At 70.1% G+C, this 16594-nt stretch carries 14 protein-coding genes and 1 pseudogene; 8 read left to right on the top strand and 7 right to left on the bottom strand.

Annotation, left to right across the window (positions count from 1 at the left end):
* Nucleotides 1-136: 136 nt before the first annotated feature.
* From OG303_RS31260 to OG303_RS31250, 3 genes are all read left to right on the top strand, one after another.
* On the top strand, nt 137-871 hold the full coding sequence (locus OG303_RS31260) for a response regulator transcription factor (RefSeq protein WP_405872554.1): 735 nt from the start codon (nt 137-139) through the stop codon (nt 869-871).
* Complete coding sequence (locus OG303_RS31255) at nt 868-1782, top strand: sensor histidine kinase (protein ID WP_405872553.1); 915 nt, start codon at nt 868-870, stop codon at nt 1780-1782. Before OG303_RS31260 ends, OG303_RS31255 begins: the two co-directional genes overlap by 4 nt.
* A 155-nt stretch (nt 1783-1937) precedes the next feature.
* Complete coding sequence (locus OG303_RS31250; RefSeq protein WP_405872552.1) at nt 1938-2519, top strand: DUF3060 domain-containing protein; 582 nt, start codon at nt 1938-1940, stop codon at nt 2517-2519.
* Nucleotides 2520-2577: 58 nt separating this feature from the next.
* On the opposite strand, the gene OG303_RS31245 is transcribed toward OG303_RS31250, so the two are convergent.
* Nucleotides 2578-2979, bottom strand: coding sequence for an ATP-binding protein (locus OG303_RS31245; RefSeq protein ID WP_405872551.1), 402 nt, complete (start codon nt 2977-2979; stop codon nt 2578-2580).
* Between the two features lie 119 nt (nt 2980-3098).
* On the opposite strand from OG303_RS31245, the pseudogene OG303_RS31240 reads away from it, so the two are divergent.
* Nucleotides 3099-3907, top strand: a pseudogene (locus OG303_RS31240) (DUF5753 domain-containing protein).
* Nucleotides 3904-4077 carry a DUF397 domain-containing protein gene (locus tag OG303_RS31235; protein WP_405872550.1) on the top strand — a complete coding sequence of 58 codons (174 nt, stop codon included), beginning with the start codon at nt 3904-3906 and terminating at the stop codon, nt 4075-4077. The pseudogene OG303_RS31240 and the gene OG303_RS31235 overlap by 4 nt, the downstream one beginning before the upstream one ends.
* Here the strand turns inward: OG303_RS31235 and OG303_RS31230 are convergent.
* The 3 genes from OG303_RS31230 to OG303_RS31220 are packed head-to-tail and all read right to left on the bottom strand — an operon-like array spanning nt 4048 to nt 6898.
* Nucleotides 4048-4710, bottom strand: a complete 663-nt coding sequence (locus OG303_RS31230; protein WP_405872549.1) for a GNAT family N-acetyltransferase — start codon at nt 4708-4710, stop codon at nt 4048-4050. The two genes, OG303_RS31235 and OG303_RS31230, sit on opposite strands and share 30 nt — an antisense overlap.
* A 24-nt stretch (nt 4711-4734) precedes the next feature.
* Complete coding sequence (aroA, locus tag OG303_RS31225) at nt 4735-5979, bottom strand: 3-phosphoshikimate 1-carboxyvinyltransferase (RefSeq protein WP_405872548.1); 1245 nt, start codon at nt 5977-5979, stop codon at nt 4735-4737.
* 4 nt (nt 5980-5983) lie between these two features.
* A complete protein-coding gene (locus OG303_RS31220; protein ID WP_405872547.1) occupies nt 5984-6898 on the bottom strand; it encodes an EamA family transporter in 915 nt (304 codons plus the stop codon).
* Nucleotides 6899-6987: 89 nt separating this feature from the next.
* Here OG303_RS31220 and OG303_RS31215 point away from each other — a divergent pair, with 89 nt between their 5' ends.
* The 3 genes from OG303_RS31215 to OG303_RS31205 all read left to right on the top strand — a co-directional run bounded on the left by OG303_RS31215 (nt 6988) and on the right by OG303_RS31205 (nt 10825).
* Entirely contained in the window at nt 6988-7905 is a 918-nt protein-coding gene (locus OG303_RS31215; protein WP_405872545.1) for a LysR family transcriptional regulator, read from the top strand.
* A 323-nt stretch (nt 7906-8228) separates the two neighbouring features.
* Entirely contained in the window at nt 8229-10025 is a 1797-nt protein-coding gene (locus OG303_RS31210; RefSeq protein ID WP_405872543.1) for a glycoside hydrolase family 3 protein, read from the top strand.
* A gap of 152 nt (nt 10026-10177) precedes the next feature.
* On the top strand, nt 10178-10825 hold the full coding sequence (locus OG303_RS31205; RefSeq protein ID WP_405872541.1) for a hypothetical protein: 648 nt from the start codon (nt 10178-10180) through the stop codon (nt 10823-10825).
* Nucleotides 10826-10850: 25 nt separating this feature from the next.
* On the opposite strand, the gene OG303_RS31200 is transcribed toward OG303_RS31205, so the two are convergent.
* The 3 genes from OG303_RS31200 to OG303_RS31190 form a co-directional block, all read right to left on the bottom strand.
* Entirely contained in the window at nt 10851-12281 is a 1431-nt protein-coding gene (locus OG303_RS31200; protein WP_405872539.1) for a S28 family serine protease, read from the bottom strand.
* Between the two features lie 96 nt (nt 12282-12377).
* Nucleotides 12378-12770 carry a hypothetical protein gene (locus OG303_RS31195; RefSeq protein WP_405872538.1) on the bottom strand — a complete coding sequence of 131 codons (393 nt, stop codon included), beginning with the start codon at nt 12768-12770 and terminating at the stop codon, nt 12378-12380.
* Between the two features lie 77 nt (nt 12771-12847).
* Nucleotides 12848-16594 carry an ABC transporter ATP-binding protein gene (locus OG303_RS31190; RefSeq protein WP_405872536.1) on the bottom strand — a complete coding sequence of 1249 codons (3747 nt, stop codon included), beginning with the start codon at nt 16592-16594 and terminating at the stop codon, nt 12848-12850.

Genomic DNA, 16594 nt, shown 5'->3' with positions numbered 1-16594 from the left:
TCTCCCGCCCGGACCGTGACCAGCCGATAATGACCGTGCGGGTACCAGCCCTTCATTGGGTTCCTTTGGGCGGATCACCCCATTCGCATGGGCTTGGCAGGACGGACAAGAGACTGATGACGGGTGTTGGAGCGAAGTGAGCGTGACGGGCGGGGACGATCGGCCACGCGTGTTGCTTGCCGATGACGACGAGGCGATCACCACTCAACTGGGCCCTTTGCTGGAACGCTCCGGCTTCATGGTGGAGGTGGTCCATGACGGCGGAGCGGCTCTGCGTGGCGCCACGGCGGTGCCGGGACCGGACCTCGTCGTTCTCGATGTGCAGATGCCGGTGCTGGACGGCCGTGAGGTGCTGCGGCGCGTCCGCCGGTCCGGCAGTTGGCTGCCGGTCATCCTGCTGACTCAGGTGGGTGAGTCGGCCGAGCGCGCGATGGCGCTGGAAGAAGGCGCCGACGACTACCTCAACAAACCCTTCGATCCCTATGAACTGACCGCCCGGCTGCGGGCGGTGCTGCGTCGGGCCGGCCGCGGACAACCTCCGCTGAGCGCCGCGAAGGCCGTGCGGGCCGGAGAGTTGCGGGTGGACCGTACCGCCCGCCGCGCGTGGCTGAAGAACCAGGAGCTGGTGCTCACCCCGAAAGCCGGTGCGCTGCTGGACTATCTGGTCACCCACCCGGATGAACTGCTTTCCAGGGAACGGCTGTTGGAGGTTCTGTGGGGCTGGGAGACCGCCAGCACCACGCGCGCCGTGGACAACCGGATCGCCGAGCTGCGACGGGTACTCGGGGACGATCCGGTCAGGCCCCGTTGGATCGACACCGTCACCGGCCAGGGGTACCGCTTCATCGCGCCGGTCGAGGCGGGACCGTGAGGGGGGCCATACGCCCGTGGCTGCCCGCCGTGGCGGTGCTGTCGGCCGGCGGGGCGGCGAGCGCGGTCACCGCACTGGTGCTGGGCGAAGTGATGGTGAACGTGCGGTTCGCCCCGGCGCTGGGTGTCGCGGTGCTCGCCGCGGGTGTCGCGGCGGTGGCGGTGGCCGTCGTCCTGGTGCGGACGCATACGGAACGGCTGCGCGCGCAGCTGCTGGACACAGCGGCAAAGGAAGCCAGGGAGGAGCACCGCCGCTTTCTACGGCGGCTGGATCACGAGCTGAAGAATCCGCTGACCGCGATCCGGCTCGGGGTCGCCAACCTCTCTGCGGCCGACCTGGACGAGGCGGCGCGCGGCACTGCCGCGCGAGTGGACGACCAGGTCCTGCGGCTGGTGCGGATCACCAGGGATCTGCGGAAACTGGCGGCCATCGAGGACCAGCCAATGGAACGTTTCCCCGTGCCGCTGGCGGGACTGCTGGAGGCGGTCGGGGAGGCGGCGGGCGAACTGCCGGACGGCGATGAGCGGAAGATCACCGTAACCGTGCCGGACGTGCCCTGGCCGTTGTCGCAGCCACCCGGTGACGCGGATCTGCTGGAGCTGGCGCTGCACAATCTGGTCGCCAACGCGGTCAAGTACAGCGGGCCCGGGTGTTCCATCGCCCTGCGGGCCTTCGAGGAGAGCGCGCACGTCGTGGTGGAGGTGGCCGACACCGGCCAGGGAATCCCCGCCGACGAACTTCCCCATGTCTGGGATGAGTTGGTGCGCGGCAGCGAGGTGCGGGACATCCCGGGCAGCGGTGTGGGCCTGGCGTTGGTGCAGGCCGTGGTCTCCCGGCACGGCGGAGAGTGCGAGATCCGCAGCCGCCCCGGTTCCGGCACCGTGGTGCGGATACGCCTGCCGCTGGTCTGACAACTCGGCCTGTACCCACACCGGTACGGCATGTCGCAGATCTGGCACACCGGTGCCACCTCGGTGCGACAGCGCGTTTCTAGGCTTCTGGATCACAGGGGTTCGCAGAAACCCCGAAGCCATTCCTCCTTCCCCCCAGAGACGGAAGTACTGCTATGCGCATCTCGCGGCTGCTGCCCACCACCCTCATAGCCCTGGCACTCTCGACCACGGTCGGCTGCGCCGTTGACGTGGCAGGGCCCGCCAAGAGCGGGCAGGCTCAGTCACCGACTCCACAGACACCCGGTTCCGGCAGCGGCGCCTCCTCCCCCGCGGCCGTCGGCTCACCCAGCTCTGGGAACCAGCCCACCGCCTCTTCCTCCGCCGGAGCCGCGAACTCGCTCAAGATCAGCGGGAACTACGGCACCCAGACCGCGGACTGCTCGGGGCGCGACGTCGTCATCGAGGGCAACTCGAACAGCATCGTGTTCAAGGGAAACTGCGGAAAAATCACCCTCGCCGGCGGGTACAACACCATCGCTGTGGAGGCCGTCGACACCCTCCAGGTCACGGGCCAGACCAACGAGGCGTATGTGAAGACCGTCGGCACCATCCAGATGGCCGGCGCCACCTACTCCACGGTGCACTGGGTCGGCGGAGCGGGTGCCGACAACGACCCCACCGTCTCCAGCACCGGCGACACGAACACGGTCGAAAAGATCAGCCAGCAGGACTACGAGGATGAAATCGCGCCCTGACAAGGGTCGGCCCGCGCCAGGATCCGGAACCGGCTGCTCGCCGCGGGGAGAGAACTGCTCAGCCGACGACCCGGGCCCAGACCGACTTGCCGAACTCGCGGTCCCGGACCCCCCAGTCGTCGCAGAGAGCCTCCACGAGAAGGAGGCCTCTGCCCGAAGTGGCGGCCGGGTCGAAGGAGTTCACGACCGGGTGGTGCGGTGAGGCGTCGAAGACCTCGATCTCGATGGTCTTCTCGCCGTCGTAGGCCAGGGCGACGTCGAAGGTACGGCCGGGGCGACGGGCGTGCCGGACGGCGTTCGTGGCGAGTTCGGTGAGGATCAGGGCGACCGTCCCGGACACGTCGTCCGGCACCGCCCAGGAGACGAGGACCAGTTGGGCGCCGTGGCGGGCCTCGGGAATGTTCTCGACGACCGGCATGAAGGAGCGGCGCCAGGTGTGGGGGTGACTTTCCGTGTTCACGTTACGACTGTCGGTCCTGATCGCTACCTTCGGTAGTGATCGTGCGTCGACGGTCGCGTACAGCAACTGGGGTTGTGTGCACGTTGATTGGCGTTGAGCCGCGTTGAGGGGGCGTTGCGATGGGCCAGCCGAAGAAGAAGTCGTCATCACCCGCCGCGCTGTACTTCTCGGAGGTACTGCACATCCTGCGTACGGGTAGGGAGCTCTCGCAGAACGAACTGGGTGAACTGATGGCGTACTCCGGCGCCGCAGTGAGCGCGGTGGAGACCTGCGCCAAGCCCGCGACGGACGAGTTCATCGACGCGGCGGAGAAGGCGCTGGGCGCCGGTGGGCTGGTTGCGGCCGCCAAGAAATACCTGCGACTGGAGCGGTATCCGGAGTACTTCCAGGGGTTCGTGCAGTTGGAGCAGGCTGCGCTGAGCGTGTCGTCGTACAGCACGCAACTGATCGAGGGGCTGCTGCAAACCGAGGCTTACACGCGAGCGTTGTTGAGGTGCGACTTTCCGCCCCTGGACGAGGAGGAGATGGAGGAGCTCACGCTGGCCCGGATGGAACGCAGGGCACTGTTCGACCGCAAGCCCGTGTGCGTGATCAGCGTCATCCTCGAAGAGGCAGCATTGCGGCGGCAGATCGGCGGCGTCGAGGTGATGCGTGCCCAGTACGCGCACCTCGTCGAGCAGGCCAAGCGGCCGTCCAGGTCATGCCGAGCGCCTGTGGGGAACATGCAGGACTGCGCGGTGCGATGAAACTGATCGAGACTCCGGAGCAGGAAAGCCTCGTTTACACGGAAGCCCTGGGAAAAAGCCTCCTCATCTCGGACCCGGCCGAGAGCGGCCTGCTCTCCCGCCGCTATGCGATGATCAGAAGCCAGGCCCTCCGCCCGGAGGAATCTGCCGCCCTGATCAAGCAGTTGGCAGGTGAGCTATGACTGAACTGACGTGGTTCAAGAGCAGCTACAGCGACAGTGGCGGCGGCGATTGCGTCGAGGTCGCCCGCACCTCCGCCATCCACATACGCGACTCCAAGACCCCCGAAGACCCTCATCTCACCGTGTCCCCCACCACGTGGTCAGCCTTCCTCGGCAGCCTCCAGGCGTGAGCGTCGGGGCCGCCGAGCAAACCCCGCCACCCGCTTCTCCAACGGACCCCGGCACTCCGGCCACTCCTCCGCCGTGACCGAAAAGATCGCCGAGTCACGCAACCGGCCGTCCTCCCCCGGCGCCCAGGACCGCGACCAGTTCCTCAGCACGCCCTCGAAGCGGGCGCCCACGCTCTGGATCGCCGCCCTTGAACGGCTGTTCCGGGCATCGGTCTTGAGGTCGACCCGCGAGACGCCCCATACCTCGAAGGCGTGCCGGAACAACAGCAGCTTGGCCTCGGCGTTCACGCCCGTGCCCTGCGCGGAGGCGCCGAGCCAGGTGAAACCGACCTCCACCGCGTCGAGTTGGTCGTCCATCCGCCAGCACCGCGGCTCCCAGTACGACGTGGCGCCGACCGCACGCCCGGTCGCGACCGACACCTGTGCGTACGGTGCGAGCCGGCCCGTCGCCGCGCGGGCGAGCTGGGCGTCGACGTAGGCGCCGACCTCGTCGGCCCTGGGCACCCAGGTGAAGGTGTACGTGCCGCGCTCCTCCTCCGCGGCCACCGCCAGGTCGGCCGCATGCCGCCGTTCCAACGGCTCCAGGCGCACCAACGCGCCCTCCAGCAACGGCCCTTGCAAGCTGTACCCCACGTGACAGACAACCCTTCGGAACAGTCAGAACAGCCCGGCCCTCAGCTCCCCGAACGCCTCATGGAAGCCCGGGAAAGTCTTCCGTACGCACTCCGGTTCGTCGAACGAAATTCCCGGCACGCGGAGGCCGGTCACCGCGAAGGACATCACGATGCGGTGGTCGCCGTGCGACTTGATCTCCGTGCCCTCGCCCCCGTCGGGGACACCCGGCCGGATCTCGATCCAGTCCGGACCGGTGGCGACCTCCACCCCCAGCCGCCGCAAATTCTCCGCGCACGCCTCCAGCCGGTCACACTCCTTCACCCGCGTGTTCGCCACGTCCTCGATGCGGACCGGGCCGGAGGCAAACGGGGCGATCGCCGCCAGCGTCGGCATGGTGTCCGAGATGTCCCGCATGTTGACCGTGAGGCCACGCAGTTCGCCCGTGCCGCGCACCGTCGTCCCTGATGCGCCGACCGACACCTCCGCGCCCATCCGCCGCAATACGTCGACGAAGCCCAGGTCTCCCTGCAGGGCGCCCTGCCCCAGCCCCGGCACCGTCACCTCGGCGCCCGGCGTCACCGCGGCCGCCGCGAAGAAGTAGCTCGCAGTCGACGCGTCCGGCTCGATCGCGTAGGTCGTGGCCCGGTAGCCGCCCGCCGGGACCGCGAACACGTCGTCGTCCCGCTCCACCACCACCCCGAACGCCCGCATCATCGCGACGGTGATGTCGACGTACGGCGCCGAGACCAGGTCTGTCACCCGGATCCGCAGCCCCGTGCGCGTCAGCGGGCCCAGCAGCAGCAACGCCGTCAGGTACTGCGAGGACTGGCCCGCGTCCAGGGTCACCTCGCCGCCCTCGATTCCCGACGCCCGCACCGTCAGCGGGTGGTGCCCCTCCGCCTGCTCGTGTCGCAGGTCCACGCCCAGGTCGCGCAGGGCCCGGGCCAGGGGGAGGAGGGGGCGGCGGCGCATCTGGGGTGAGGCGTCGAAGCGGTAAGTACCGCGTCCCGCCGCCGCCAGCGTGGGCAGGAAGCGGGCCGTCGTCGCGCCGTCGCGGCAGTACACGTCGGCCTCGGTCACCGAAGGGCCCTGCGGGCGGCCGTCCACCTGCCAGCTGCCCCGGGTCCGGCCGACGCGGTACCCGAGCCGTACCAGGCCCTCGGCGAAGCCCTCCGTGTCGTCCGAGCGGAGGGGGCGTACGAGGGTGGTGACGCCGTCGGCAGCCGCCGCCAGGAAGAGCGCGCGGGCGGTGACGGACTTGGAACCGGGGATGTCGACTACGGGCATGCCGTCATGATCGGCCGACCATCACCTCGGGTGCTGCCACGTCCACGGGATGGACTACTTCCCGTCGCCCGCGCGTCACCGACGCCAGCCCCACGCCGCCCACCAGCAGCGCTGCCGCGCACCAGCGCAGACCGCTCACCGACTCGCCCAGGAACAGCGCCGCCGACGACATCCCGAAGACCGGGACCAGGAGGGAGAAGGGCGCGACCGTCGACGCCGGGTGCCGGCGCAGCAGCCAGCCCCAGGCCCCGAAGCCGAAGACCGTCGTGACCCAGGCGACGTAGACGACCGTGCCGGCGCCCTGCCAGTCCAGGGCGTGCAGGGCGTCGTAGTCGCGGCTCGGGCCCTCCAGGAGCAGGGACAGGGCGAGGAGCGGCAGGACCGGGACCATGCTGACCCAGACCATGAAGTTCAGCGCGTCCGGCGGGGCCGCCTTGCGGGTCAGGACATTGGAGACGCCCCAGCAGGCAGCCGCCGCGATCACGAGAGCGAAGGCGCCGAGCGGGCCGGACGTACCCTCGTCGACGGCCGCGACGCCGATGCCCGCCAGCGCCACCAGCATGCCCGACACCCGTATGGGGGAAGGACGTTCGCCCAGCACCAAGAAGGCCACGCCCGCTGTGAACACCGCCTGGATCTGCAGGACGAGCGAGGACAGCCCCGCCGGCATTCCGGCGTCCATCCCCACGAACAGCAGGCCGAACTTCGCCACCCCGAGCACCAGCCCCACGGCCAGGATCCACTTCCACGCCACCTTCGGGCGGCCCACGAAGAACACGGCCGGCAGCGCTGCCACGAAGAAGCGGAGCGCCGAGAACAACAGCGGCGGGAAGTGGTCGAGGCCGATCTCGATAACCGTGAAGTTCACGCCCCAGACGGCTGCCACCACGACAGCCAGGGCAAGGTGTGCGGGTTTCATGCGTCGAGCATCACTTCCCACGACCGTGAAGCACCAGCGATGATTGCTGCATGGTCGGATGAAGCACTGCTAATGGTTTGGGAGTTCCCGTGCTCGATCTCCAACGCCTGCGCGCCCTGCACGCCGTCTCCGTCCACGGGACCGTGGGAGCGGCTGCGGTTGCGCTCGGGTACACGCCCTCCGCCGTGTCCCAGCAGATCGCGAAGCTGGAGCGGGAGACCAGGACCGTACTCCTGGAGCGGGAGGGGCGGGGCGTGCGGCTCACCGCCGAGGCCCATCAACTCGTCGGTACCGCACAGGAGTTGCTTGCCATCGTCGAGCGGGCCGAGACCGAGCTGGAGGAGCGGCGCGGGGTGCCTGCCGGGCGGCTGACCATTGCCGCGTTCGCGTCGGCCGCGCGCGGGCTGATACCCGCCGTGCTCGCCGACCTCGCCGTACGGCACCCCGCCCTCGACGCCCGGCTCACCGAGATCGACCCGCACCTCTCCGTCGACCTGGTCGCCAAGGGCGCGGTCGACCTGGCCGTCGTGCACGACTGGGACATCGCGCCGCTTCCCGTGCCGCCGGGTGTCGAGCAGGCCGTGATCGGCGACGACCGCAGCACGCTGCTCGTGCCCGAAGGGCATCACTTCGCCGGACGGGAATCGGTCAGGCGGGAGGAGCTGGGCGGGGAGCGGTGGGTGTGCCAGCCGCCGGGGCGCGTTTGCCACGACTGGCTGGTACGGACCCTGCGCACCGCCGGGCACGAGCCGGACATCGCGCACCAGGCTGACGAGAACCCCACCCTGGTCGCCCTGGTCGCCGCCGGTCTCGGCGTCTGTCTGGTCCCGCGCCTCGGCCGTGGCCCGCTGCCGGCCGGGGTCGTCGAGGTGCATCTCGACCCGGCCCCCGTAAGGCGGTTGTACGCCCTGTGGCGCAAAGGTGCCGCTCGTCGTCCGGCGATCGCAGAAACCGTACGTACTCTGCAGGAGCAATGGCCGAAGATTGCGGCTCATCCGTCCCGTTGACCCCACCGCCACCAACTTCGGGGAATCGCCCAGAACGGGGGAACCCGGGCCGATTACGGTGCGTCCAACCCGCAAGCTGCCGGATGAGTCTCGCTGTGCGGTGTCGGCCCTCGCTGCTGGCTGCGATCGCTGACTTACCCTCTCCGCCGTACTGCGGCCGGCAGCACAGCCGCCATCGGCGCGCCCCCCTCCAACAGCGCCGATGGCGGCCCCTTTCTGGTTACTGTGCACTCCCTTGACTGGCAGAAACTTCCCGGATATTGGTGACTTCTCGGAAGTTTCCTTCAGCCGATCTCCAGCGGATCACTCCGGAAGGAGCGCACGTGCCCTCCAGACGTACCGTTCTCGCCGCCACCGCAGGCGTCACCGCGGCTCTGGCCACCGGCACCACCACCGCCTACGCCGGCACCCCCGACGACAAGAAGCTCCGCGCCCTCATCTCCCGCATGACGCTTGAGGAGAAGGTCGGCCAGCTCTTCGTCATGCGCGTCTACGGCCACTCCGCCACCGCTCCCGACCAGACCGACATCGACGCCAACCTCAAGGAGATCGGCGTCCGCACGGCCGCCGAGCTGATCGCCAAGTACCGCGTGGGCGGCATCATTTACTTCACCTGGGCGCACAACACCCGGGATCCCCATCAGATCGCCGATCTGTCCAACGGGATCCAGCGCGCCTCCCTCACCCAGCCCCGCGGCCTCCCCGTGCTCGTCGCCACCGACCAGGAGCACGGCATCGTCTGCCGCGTCGGCGCACCGGCGACCCTGTTCCCCGGTGCGATGGCCATCGGCGCCGGCGGCTCACGCAAGGACGCCCACACCCTCGGCCGTGTCTCCGGCGCCGAGCTGCGCGCGATCGGCATCAACCAGGACTACTCCCCCGACGCCGACGTGAACGTCAACCCGGCCAACCCGGTCATCGGCGTGCGCTCCTTCGGCGCCGACCCGGACGCGGTGGCCGGCCTGGTCGCCGCCGAGGTCGCCGGATACCGGCGCTCCTCGGTCGCCGCGACCGCCAAGCACTTTCCGGGACACGGCGACACGGCCGTCGACAGCCACTACGGCTTCCCGGTCATCACGCACAGCCGGGAGCTGTGGGAGAAGCTGGACGCCGTCCCCTTCCGGGCGGCCGTCGACGCGCGCATCGACTCGATCATGACCGCGCACATCATGGTTCCGGCCCTCGACGACTCCGGCGACCCGGCCACCCTCTCCCACCCGATCCTCACCGGCATCCTGCGCGGGGAACTCGGTTACGACGGCGTGGTGGTGACGGACTCGCTGGGCATGGAGGGCGTACGCACCAAGTACGGCGACGACCGCGTGCCCGTGCTGGCGCTCAAGGCCGGCGTCGACCAGCTCCTCAACCCGCCGGACCTCGCGGTCGCCTGGAACGCCGTCCTCAAGGCCGTGCGGGACGGGGAGCTGACCGAGGCGCGGCTCGACGAGTCGATCCTGCGCATCCTGAAACTCAAGGCCGGGCTGCGGCTGTTCGACGAGCCCTACGTCAGCCACGGCGGCGTCGACCGCACGGTCGGCACGGCCTCGCACCTGGCGGCGGCCGACCGCATCGCCGAACGTACGACGACACTGCTGGTCAACAAGGGCCGCCTGCTGCCGCTGTCCCGGCGCACCCACCGGAAGGTCCTCGTCGTCGGCGCCGACCCGGCCTCCCCGTCCGGGACGACGGGGCCGCCCACCGGCGTACTCGCCACCGCCCTCACCGAACTGGGCTTCACCGCCACCGCCCTGTCCACGGGCACGGCCCCCTCCGCGGCCACGATCGCCACGGCGGTCGCGGCGGCACGGGAAGCGGACGCGGTGGTCGTGGGGACCTACAACGTCACCGCCGCCAGCTCGCAGAAGACACTGGTCGAGCAGCTGGTGGCGACCGGGCGGCCGGTGGTGGCGATCGCCATCCGCAATCCGTACGACGTGGCCCAACTCCCCTCCGTACCCGCCCACTTGGCGTCGTACTCGTGGACCGACGTGGAGCTGCGGGCGGCCGCGCGGGTCATCGCCGGGAAGGTGGCACCGCGCGGGAGGCTGCCGGTGCCGGTGCAGCGGGCGGACGATCCGGCGGCGGTGCTGTATCCCATCGGGTACGGGCTGTCGTACTAGAACTCAGCGCGTGCACAAACCCCTGCGCGGGGCGTAGGGCACGTACGTCACACACCAGGCGTGCGCCCCCAAAAGGGCCCAAAGCCTCCCGCGCGTCTGGCGTGCGCCCGCTGCGGCGGGTCACGCTGGGCGGGGGTACCGGGGGGATTGCGATGCGTGAGAGAAGTTCTGTGGGGGTGGTCTGCGCACTGCTGGTACTGCTCGCAGCGCTGCTGACCGGTTGCCAGGTCCTGTCGTCGTCCGGTGCGGGCGGGGACCGGCCGAGCAAGTCGCCCGAGACGAGCGGCGGGGCGACCACGACGCGACCGTCGGGGTATGGCGCGGTGTTCCTCGCCGTCGACGAGTGCAGTTCGTTCGGTACGACGAGCTTCACCGAGGTGCCGTGCACCAGTGAGCGGGCGGCCGCGCGGGTCGTGGCGCGCCACGACGGCACGGTGGGCAAGGGTCCGCTGTGCCCGGCGACCACGGACTTCGTGCTGCACATCAGCGAGCAGAGCTCGGCGTCCGACGAGGACGGCGACGGCGCGGTGCCGCGGGGCTACGCCTGCATGCGCAATCTGCAGCGACCGCACCCCGGCGACCCGGGCGGCGGAGGCGGCCCCCGCACCATCGCCGGGGACTGCGTCTACGGCTCCGGGGGCGGACAGGTCCGCGAGACGGCGTGCGACGGCAGCGGCAGGAAGAAGCCGCAGTACGAGGTGGTCAAGGCGGTCGCCCGACGCGCCCAGTGCCCTGCGGGGACGGCGCTGTATGTGCAGCTGGAGGGCAAGGAGCCGGTGGGCTGCGCCCGGCCGGTATGAGCAACGGCCGGGCGCAGCAAGGGAGTTACGGTCGCAGAGCCGGTTCGCGCTCCACGTCCCGCACGTCCAGTTTCTTGTCGAACTTGGCCAGCGGCTTCGCCTGCGCCGTGGAGGAGGCGGGGACACCCGCCCACTCGAGGATGCGGGCGGTGGCCAGCGCCTTCTGGTCCGCGACCAGGCCGGCCACGTTGGCGCCGTGGTTCAGTCCTGGCGCGGTGAACACGTACGAGTCCTTCGCGCCCTTGTCGACGCGGAACCGCTCCGCGCCCCACGGGTCGTTCTGGCCGTAGACGAAGAGCATGTGGCGCGCGTCGTGCCGCACCCAGGAGTCGACGTCCCGCATCGCGTACGGCTGGAACTTCATCGGGATGTCGCGCGGCACGAAGTTCCGCGGCGGCTGGTACCCGTAGCGGATGTACTTCTTCTCGATGTACGGGAAGTGGATCGTCGGCGCGCCCAGCTGCGTGCCCGCCTGGTAGTAGTACGGCGTGTACGGCTCAAGGCCCTGGTCCGTGTAGAAGGAGAAGCCCGAGATCGTGTCGACGGAGTTCCAGATCGCGTCGTCGGTCGCGGTCTTCGCGTCCGCCGGGATCGTGGCGCAGTCGGACAGCAGGCTGTACTGCCAGAAGCCCCAGACGTAGTCGAGCACGACGGCCTCGTACGCCCGGTCCAGGCTGCCGATCGTGTGGAACGTGTAGCCGTTCTCGGCCGCGTACGCCTCGTACTTCTTCTCCAGCGGCTCGCGGCGCACCAGCGCCTCGCGCTGTACGGCGTTCAGCCGGTCGCGGCACTCCTTGGTGCCGACCTGGGTGAAGAAGTGGTCGTAGGCGGAGTCCTCGTCGTTGACGACGTCGTTCGGAGCGACGTACGCGACGACGCCGTCCATGTCGCGCGGGTAGAAGCGCTCGTAGTAGGTGGCGGTCATGCCGCCCTTCGAACCGCCCGTGGAAATCCACTTCTTGGTGTAGATGGACTTCAACGCCTTGAAGATACGGTGCTGGTCGCTGGCCGCCTGCCAGATGTCCAGCTTGCTCCAGTCGGCCGGGTCGGGCCGGGACGGGGTGAAGAAGCGGTACTCCATGGAGACCTGGTTGCCGTCCACGATCTGGGTCGGCTCGCGGCGGCTGGGCGTCGTGGAGACGTTGTAGCCGCCGGTGTAGAAGACCGTCGGGCGGCCGACGTCCTTGTGCAGCACGGTGATCCGCTGCTGGAACGTGCCCTTGGACGGATGCCGGTGGTCGATCGGCTGGGTGTAGTTGAGGACGAAGAAGCGGTAGCCGGTGTACGGCTTCTCCTCGATCAGGCTCATCCCCGGTATGGCGAGGAGCTGATCCTTGATGTCGGTGGTGGCTCTGGTGCCGGTGGCCTCCGGCTCGACGGCGGTGGCCGCCCCCGCCGTGCTCACCGTGCCTATGAGCACCGTGAGAGCCAGCAGCCATCTGAGCGCCTTGCGCATGCACCCTCCCCTGTGAGACAGATGTGCGTGCGGAAGCTATCGGAGTAACTCCGGTACGCACCAGGGGAGATGCAAAGCCCGTGGCTATTGCCGGGTTCAGTACCGCTTCCAGCCGTGGGAGTCGTACGACCCCCCGCCCACCGAACCCTTGATCCACACCTTGCGGTGTCCGACGTACGAACGCACCGGTCCGGCATGGTGTGTGTACAGCCCCTTGTCCTCTATGGGCTCGAAGCCGCGCACCCGCAGGCTGACCATCATCGTGCGCCGGGGGCCGGTGCTCCTGGGGACGGTGACGGCGCAGAGGTAGTTGCCGCTCTTGTAGAGCTTCACGGAGCCGGTGGAGAAGGGGAACGTCCTGACCTTGCGGCCCGAGCAGGACGACGGGGCGGCCTGCGCCTGCCCCGGCGCCGCGACGGCGAGCAGCCCGGAAGCGGTCAGCACGGCCAGGACCCCCGCGAGCCGCCGCCGTATCGCTCCACTGTCCACTGTCGGTCCTCCCGTACCCCGGCGATGAGCGTACTGGTGTACGGACGCACGACGTATGTCGGATGGTTGCACGACCGTCAGCGCGTCACGCCCACCGGCTCCTCCGGCTCGGCCTGCCCGATGAACGTCCGCCACAGGTCGGCGTACCGGCCGCCGCGCGCGAGCAGTACCTCGTGCGTGCCGTCCTCGACGACCCGGCCGTGATCCATGACGACCACCCGGTCCGCGCGGGCGGCCGTGGTCAGGCGGTGGGCCACCACGAGCGTCGTACGGCGGCCTGCCAGACGGTCCGTCGCCTGGTTGACCTGGGCCTCCGTGGCCAGGTCCAGGGCGGCGGTCGCCTCGTCGAGGAGGAGGACGTCGGGGTCGACCAGTTCCGCGCGGGCCAGGGCGATCAGCTGGCGCTGGCCCGCCGAGAGGTTGCGGCCGCGTTCGGCGACCTCGTGGAGGTAGCCGCCGTCGAGCGTGGCGATCATCTCGTGCGCGCCGACCGCGCGGGCCGCCGCCTCGACCTCCGCGTCGGTGGCGTCCGGGCGGCCGTAGGCGATGGCGTCGCGGACGGTGCCCTGGAAGAGGTACGCCTCCTGCGGGACGACGCCGAGACGGTGCCGGTAGGAGGTGATGTCGAGGGTGCGCAGGTCCTGGCCGTCGACCGTGACCCGGCCGCCCGTCGGGTCGTAGAAGCGCGCCACGAGCTTGACGATGGTGGACTTGCCCGCGCCGGTCTCGCCGACGAACGCGACGGTCTGTCCGGCCGGGATCCTCAACTCGACGCCGCCGAGCGCCTCTTCCCCCTGTGCCTCATCGGCGGAGCCGTACGCGAAGTGCACGCCCTCGAAGGCGACCTCGCCACGCAGGGAGAGCACCTCGAGCGGTTCGTCGGCGGCCTTGGTGGAGGTCGGCTCCTGGAGCAGTTCCTGGATGCGGCCCAGGGAGACGGTGGCCTGCTGGTAGCCGTCGAAGACCTGGGAGAGCTGCTGGACCGGCGCGAAGAACAGGTCGATGTAGAGGAGGTACGCGACCAGCGCACCGGTCGTGAGCGTGGCCGCGTCGATCCGTCCCGCGCCCGAGATCAGTACGGCGGCGGCGGCGACGGACGACAGGAGCTGCACGAAGGGGAAGTAGACGGATATCAGCCACTGGCCCCGGATCCGGGCCCGGCGGTAGCTGGCGCTGCGCTCCGCGAACCGCCGGCCGCCGTCGCTCTCGCGCCGGAAGGCCTGCACGATCCGCAGCCCGGACACCGACTCCTGGAGGTCGGCGTTGACCAACGCCACCCGCTCACGGGCGAGTTCGTACGCCTTCACGCTCGCCCGGCGGAAGAAGAACGTGGCGACGATCAGTGGCGGCAGGGTGGCGAAGACGACGAGCGCGAGCTGGATGTCGATCACCAGCAGGGCACCCATGATGCCGAAAAAGGTGACGACGGAGACGAAGGCGGTGACCAGGCCGGTCTGCAGGAAGGTGGAGAGGGCGTCGACGTCCGTCGTCATCCTCGTCATGATCCGGCCGGTCAACTCCCGCTCGTAGTAGTCGAGTCCGAGCCGCTGGAGCTGGGCGAAGATCTTCAGGCGCAGGGAGTACAGGACCCGCTCGCCGGTCCGCCCGGTCATCCGGGTCTCGCCCCGCTGCGCCACCCACTGCACCACTACGGCGAGCAGGGCCAGCAGCGAGGCCGACCAGACCGCGCCGAGGGCGAGCTTGCTGACGCCCTGGTCGATGCCGTGCCGGATCATGATCGGGAGCAGCAGGCTCATGCCCGCGTCCACGGCGACGAGGGCCAGGCTGACCAGCAGCGGCAGCCCGAAGCCATGCAGCAGGCGCTTGAGGCCGTACGACTCCTCCGGCCGCACCGCACGCGCCTCGTCGATGTCCGGGACGTCGGTCGCCGGGGGCAGCGCGTCGACCTCGGAGAGGAGTTCGGGGGTGGCCGGCATTCCGGCCATCGCGGTGTCCTTGGGTTCGCGGTCGCCGGTCCACAGGCGGGGCGTCACCCCGCGCTCGGCGTCGAACTCCGCGTCCAGCTCGTCCCGTACGGAGGTGTCCTCGCAGGGCGCGGCGGGCGGGGTGTGACCGGGTGAGACACCGCCGAGCTCGTCGGGGTCGGTGAGCAGACGGCGGTAGAGGGCGGATCGCTCCTGCAGTTCCTCGTGGGTGCCGATGTCGGCGAGGCGGCCGCCGTCGAGGACGGCTATGCGGTCGGCGAGGTTGAGGGTGGAGCGGCGGTGCGCGATGAGGAGGGTCGTGCGGCCCCGCATGACCTCCTTCAGGGCCTCGTGGATCTCGTGCTCGACACGGGCGTCGACGGCGGAGGTGGCGTCGTCGAGGACGAGGAGCCGCGGGTCGGTGAGGATCGCGCGGGCGAGGGCCACACGCTGGCGCTGGCCGCCGGAGAGGGTCAGACCGTGCTCGCCGACCGTGGTCCCGTAGCCCTCGGGGAGCTCGACGATGAAGCGGTCCGCCTGGGCGGCGCGGGCGGCCGCCTCGATCTGCTCGTCGGTCGCGTCGGGGCGGCCGTACGCGATGTTGTTGCGGATCGTGTCCGAGAAGAGGAAGGAGTCCTCGGGGACCAGTCCGATCGCGGCTCGCAGCGAGTCGAGGGTGAGCTCGCGGACGTCGTGGCCGCCCACGAGGACGGCGCCGTGGGTGACGTCGTAGAAGCGCGGCAGGAGGAGGGAGACGGTGGACTTGCCGGAGCCGGAGGAGCCGACGACGGCGAGGGTCTCGCCGGGGCGGATCTCGAAGCTGAGCCCGTCGAGGACGGGGCGCGTGTCGTCGTAGCCGAAGGAGACGTCGTCGAACTCGACGGTCGCGGGCGCGTCGGCGGGGAGGGTCTTGGTGCCGTCCGTCATCGACGGCTCGGTGTCGATCAGTTCGAGGACGCGCTCGGTGCCCGCCCGCGCCTGCTGCCCGACCGTGAGGACCATGGCGAGCATGCGGACCGGGCCGACCAGCTGGGCGAGGTAGGTGGAGAAGGCGACGAAGGTGCCGAGGGTGATGTGCCCGCCGACCGCCAGCCAGCCGCCGAGCGCGAGCATGGCCACCTGGCCGAGGGCGGGGACGGCCTGGAGGGCCGGGGTGTAGGTGGAGTTCAGACGGATGGTGCGCAGGCGCCCCGCGAAGAGCCGCCGCCCGACCTCCCTGAGCTTCCCGGTCTCCTGCTCCTCCTGCCCGAAGCCCTTCACCACGCGTACGCCGCTGACGGCGCCGTCGACCACGCCCGCGACGGCGGCGGCCTGGGCCTGGGCGTACCAGGTGGCGGGGTGGAGCTTGGAGCGGGAGCGCCTCGCGATCCACCACAGCGCCGGGGCCACGGCGAGAGCGACCATGGTGAGCGGCAGGGACAGCCAGGCCATGATCGCGAGGGAGATCACGAAGAGGAGGACGTTCCCGATGGTCATCGGGAGCATGAACAGCAGGCCCTGGATCAGCTGGAGGTCGCTGGTGGCTCGGCCGACGACCTGGCCGGTGGACAGCTCGTCCTGACGGCGGCCGTCGAGGCGGGTGATCGTCTCGAACATCTCGGTCCGCAAGTCGTGCTGGACGTCGAGGGCGAGGCGGCCGCCGTAGTAGCGACGTATGAAGGTGAAGACGTAGACGACCACGGCGGCGCCGAGCAGGGCACCGGCCCAGGGGGCCATGTCGCGGCTGTGGTCGCCGATGACGTCGTCGATGATCACCTTGGTGACGAGCGGGACCACCGCCATCACGGCCATGCCGCCGAGAGAGGAGCCGAGGGCGAGGACGACGTCCTTGGGGTGGCGCCATGCGTACGCCGCCAGCCTGCGCGCCCAGCCTCGCGTCTCCCCCTGTTGCGCTGCCAC

Origin of the sequence: Streptomyces sp. NBC_00005 (genome assembly GCF_045160215.1) — a bacterium.
Taxonomy (GTDB): Bacteria; Actinomycetota; Actinomycetes; order Streptomycetales; family Streptomycetaceae; genus Streptomyces.
The sequence above is the reverse complement of the archived record's forward strand: the minus strand, read 5'-3'. Positions and strand labels throughout refer to the sequence as shown.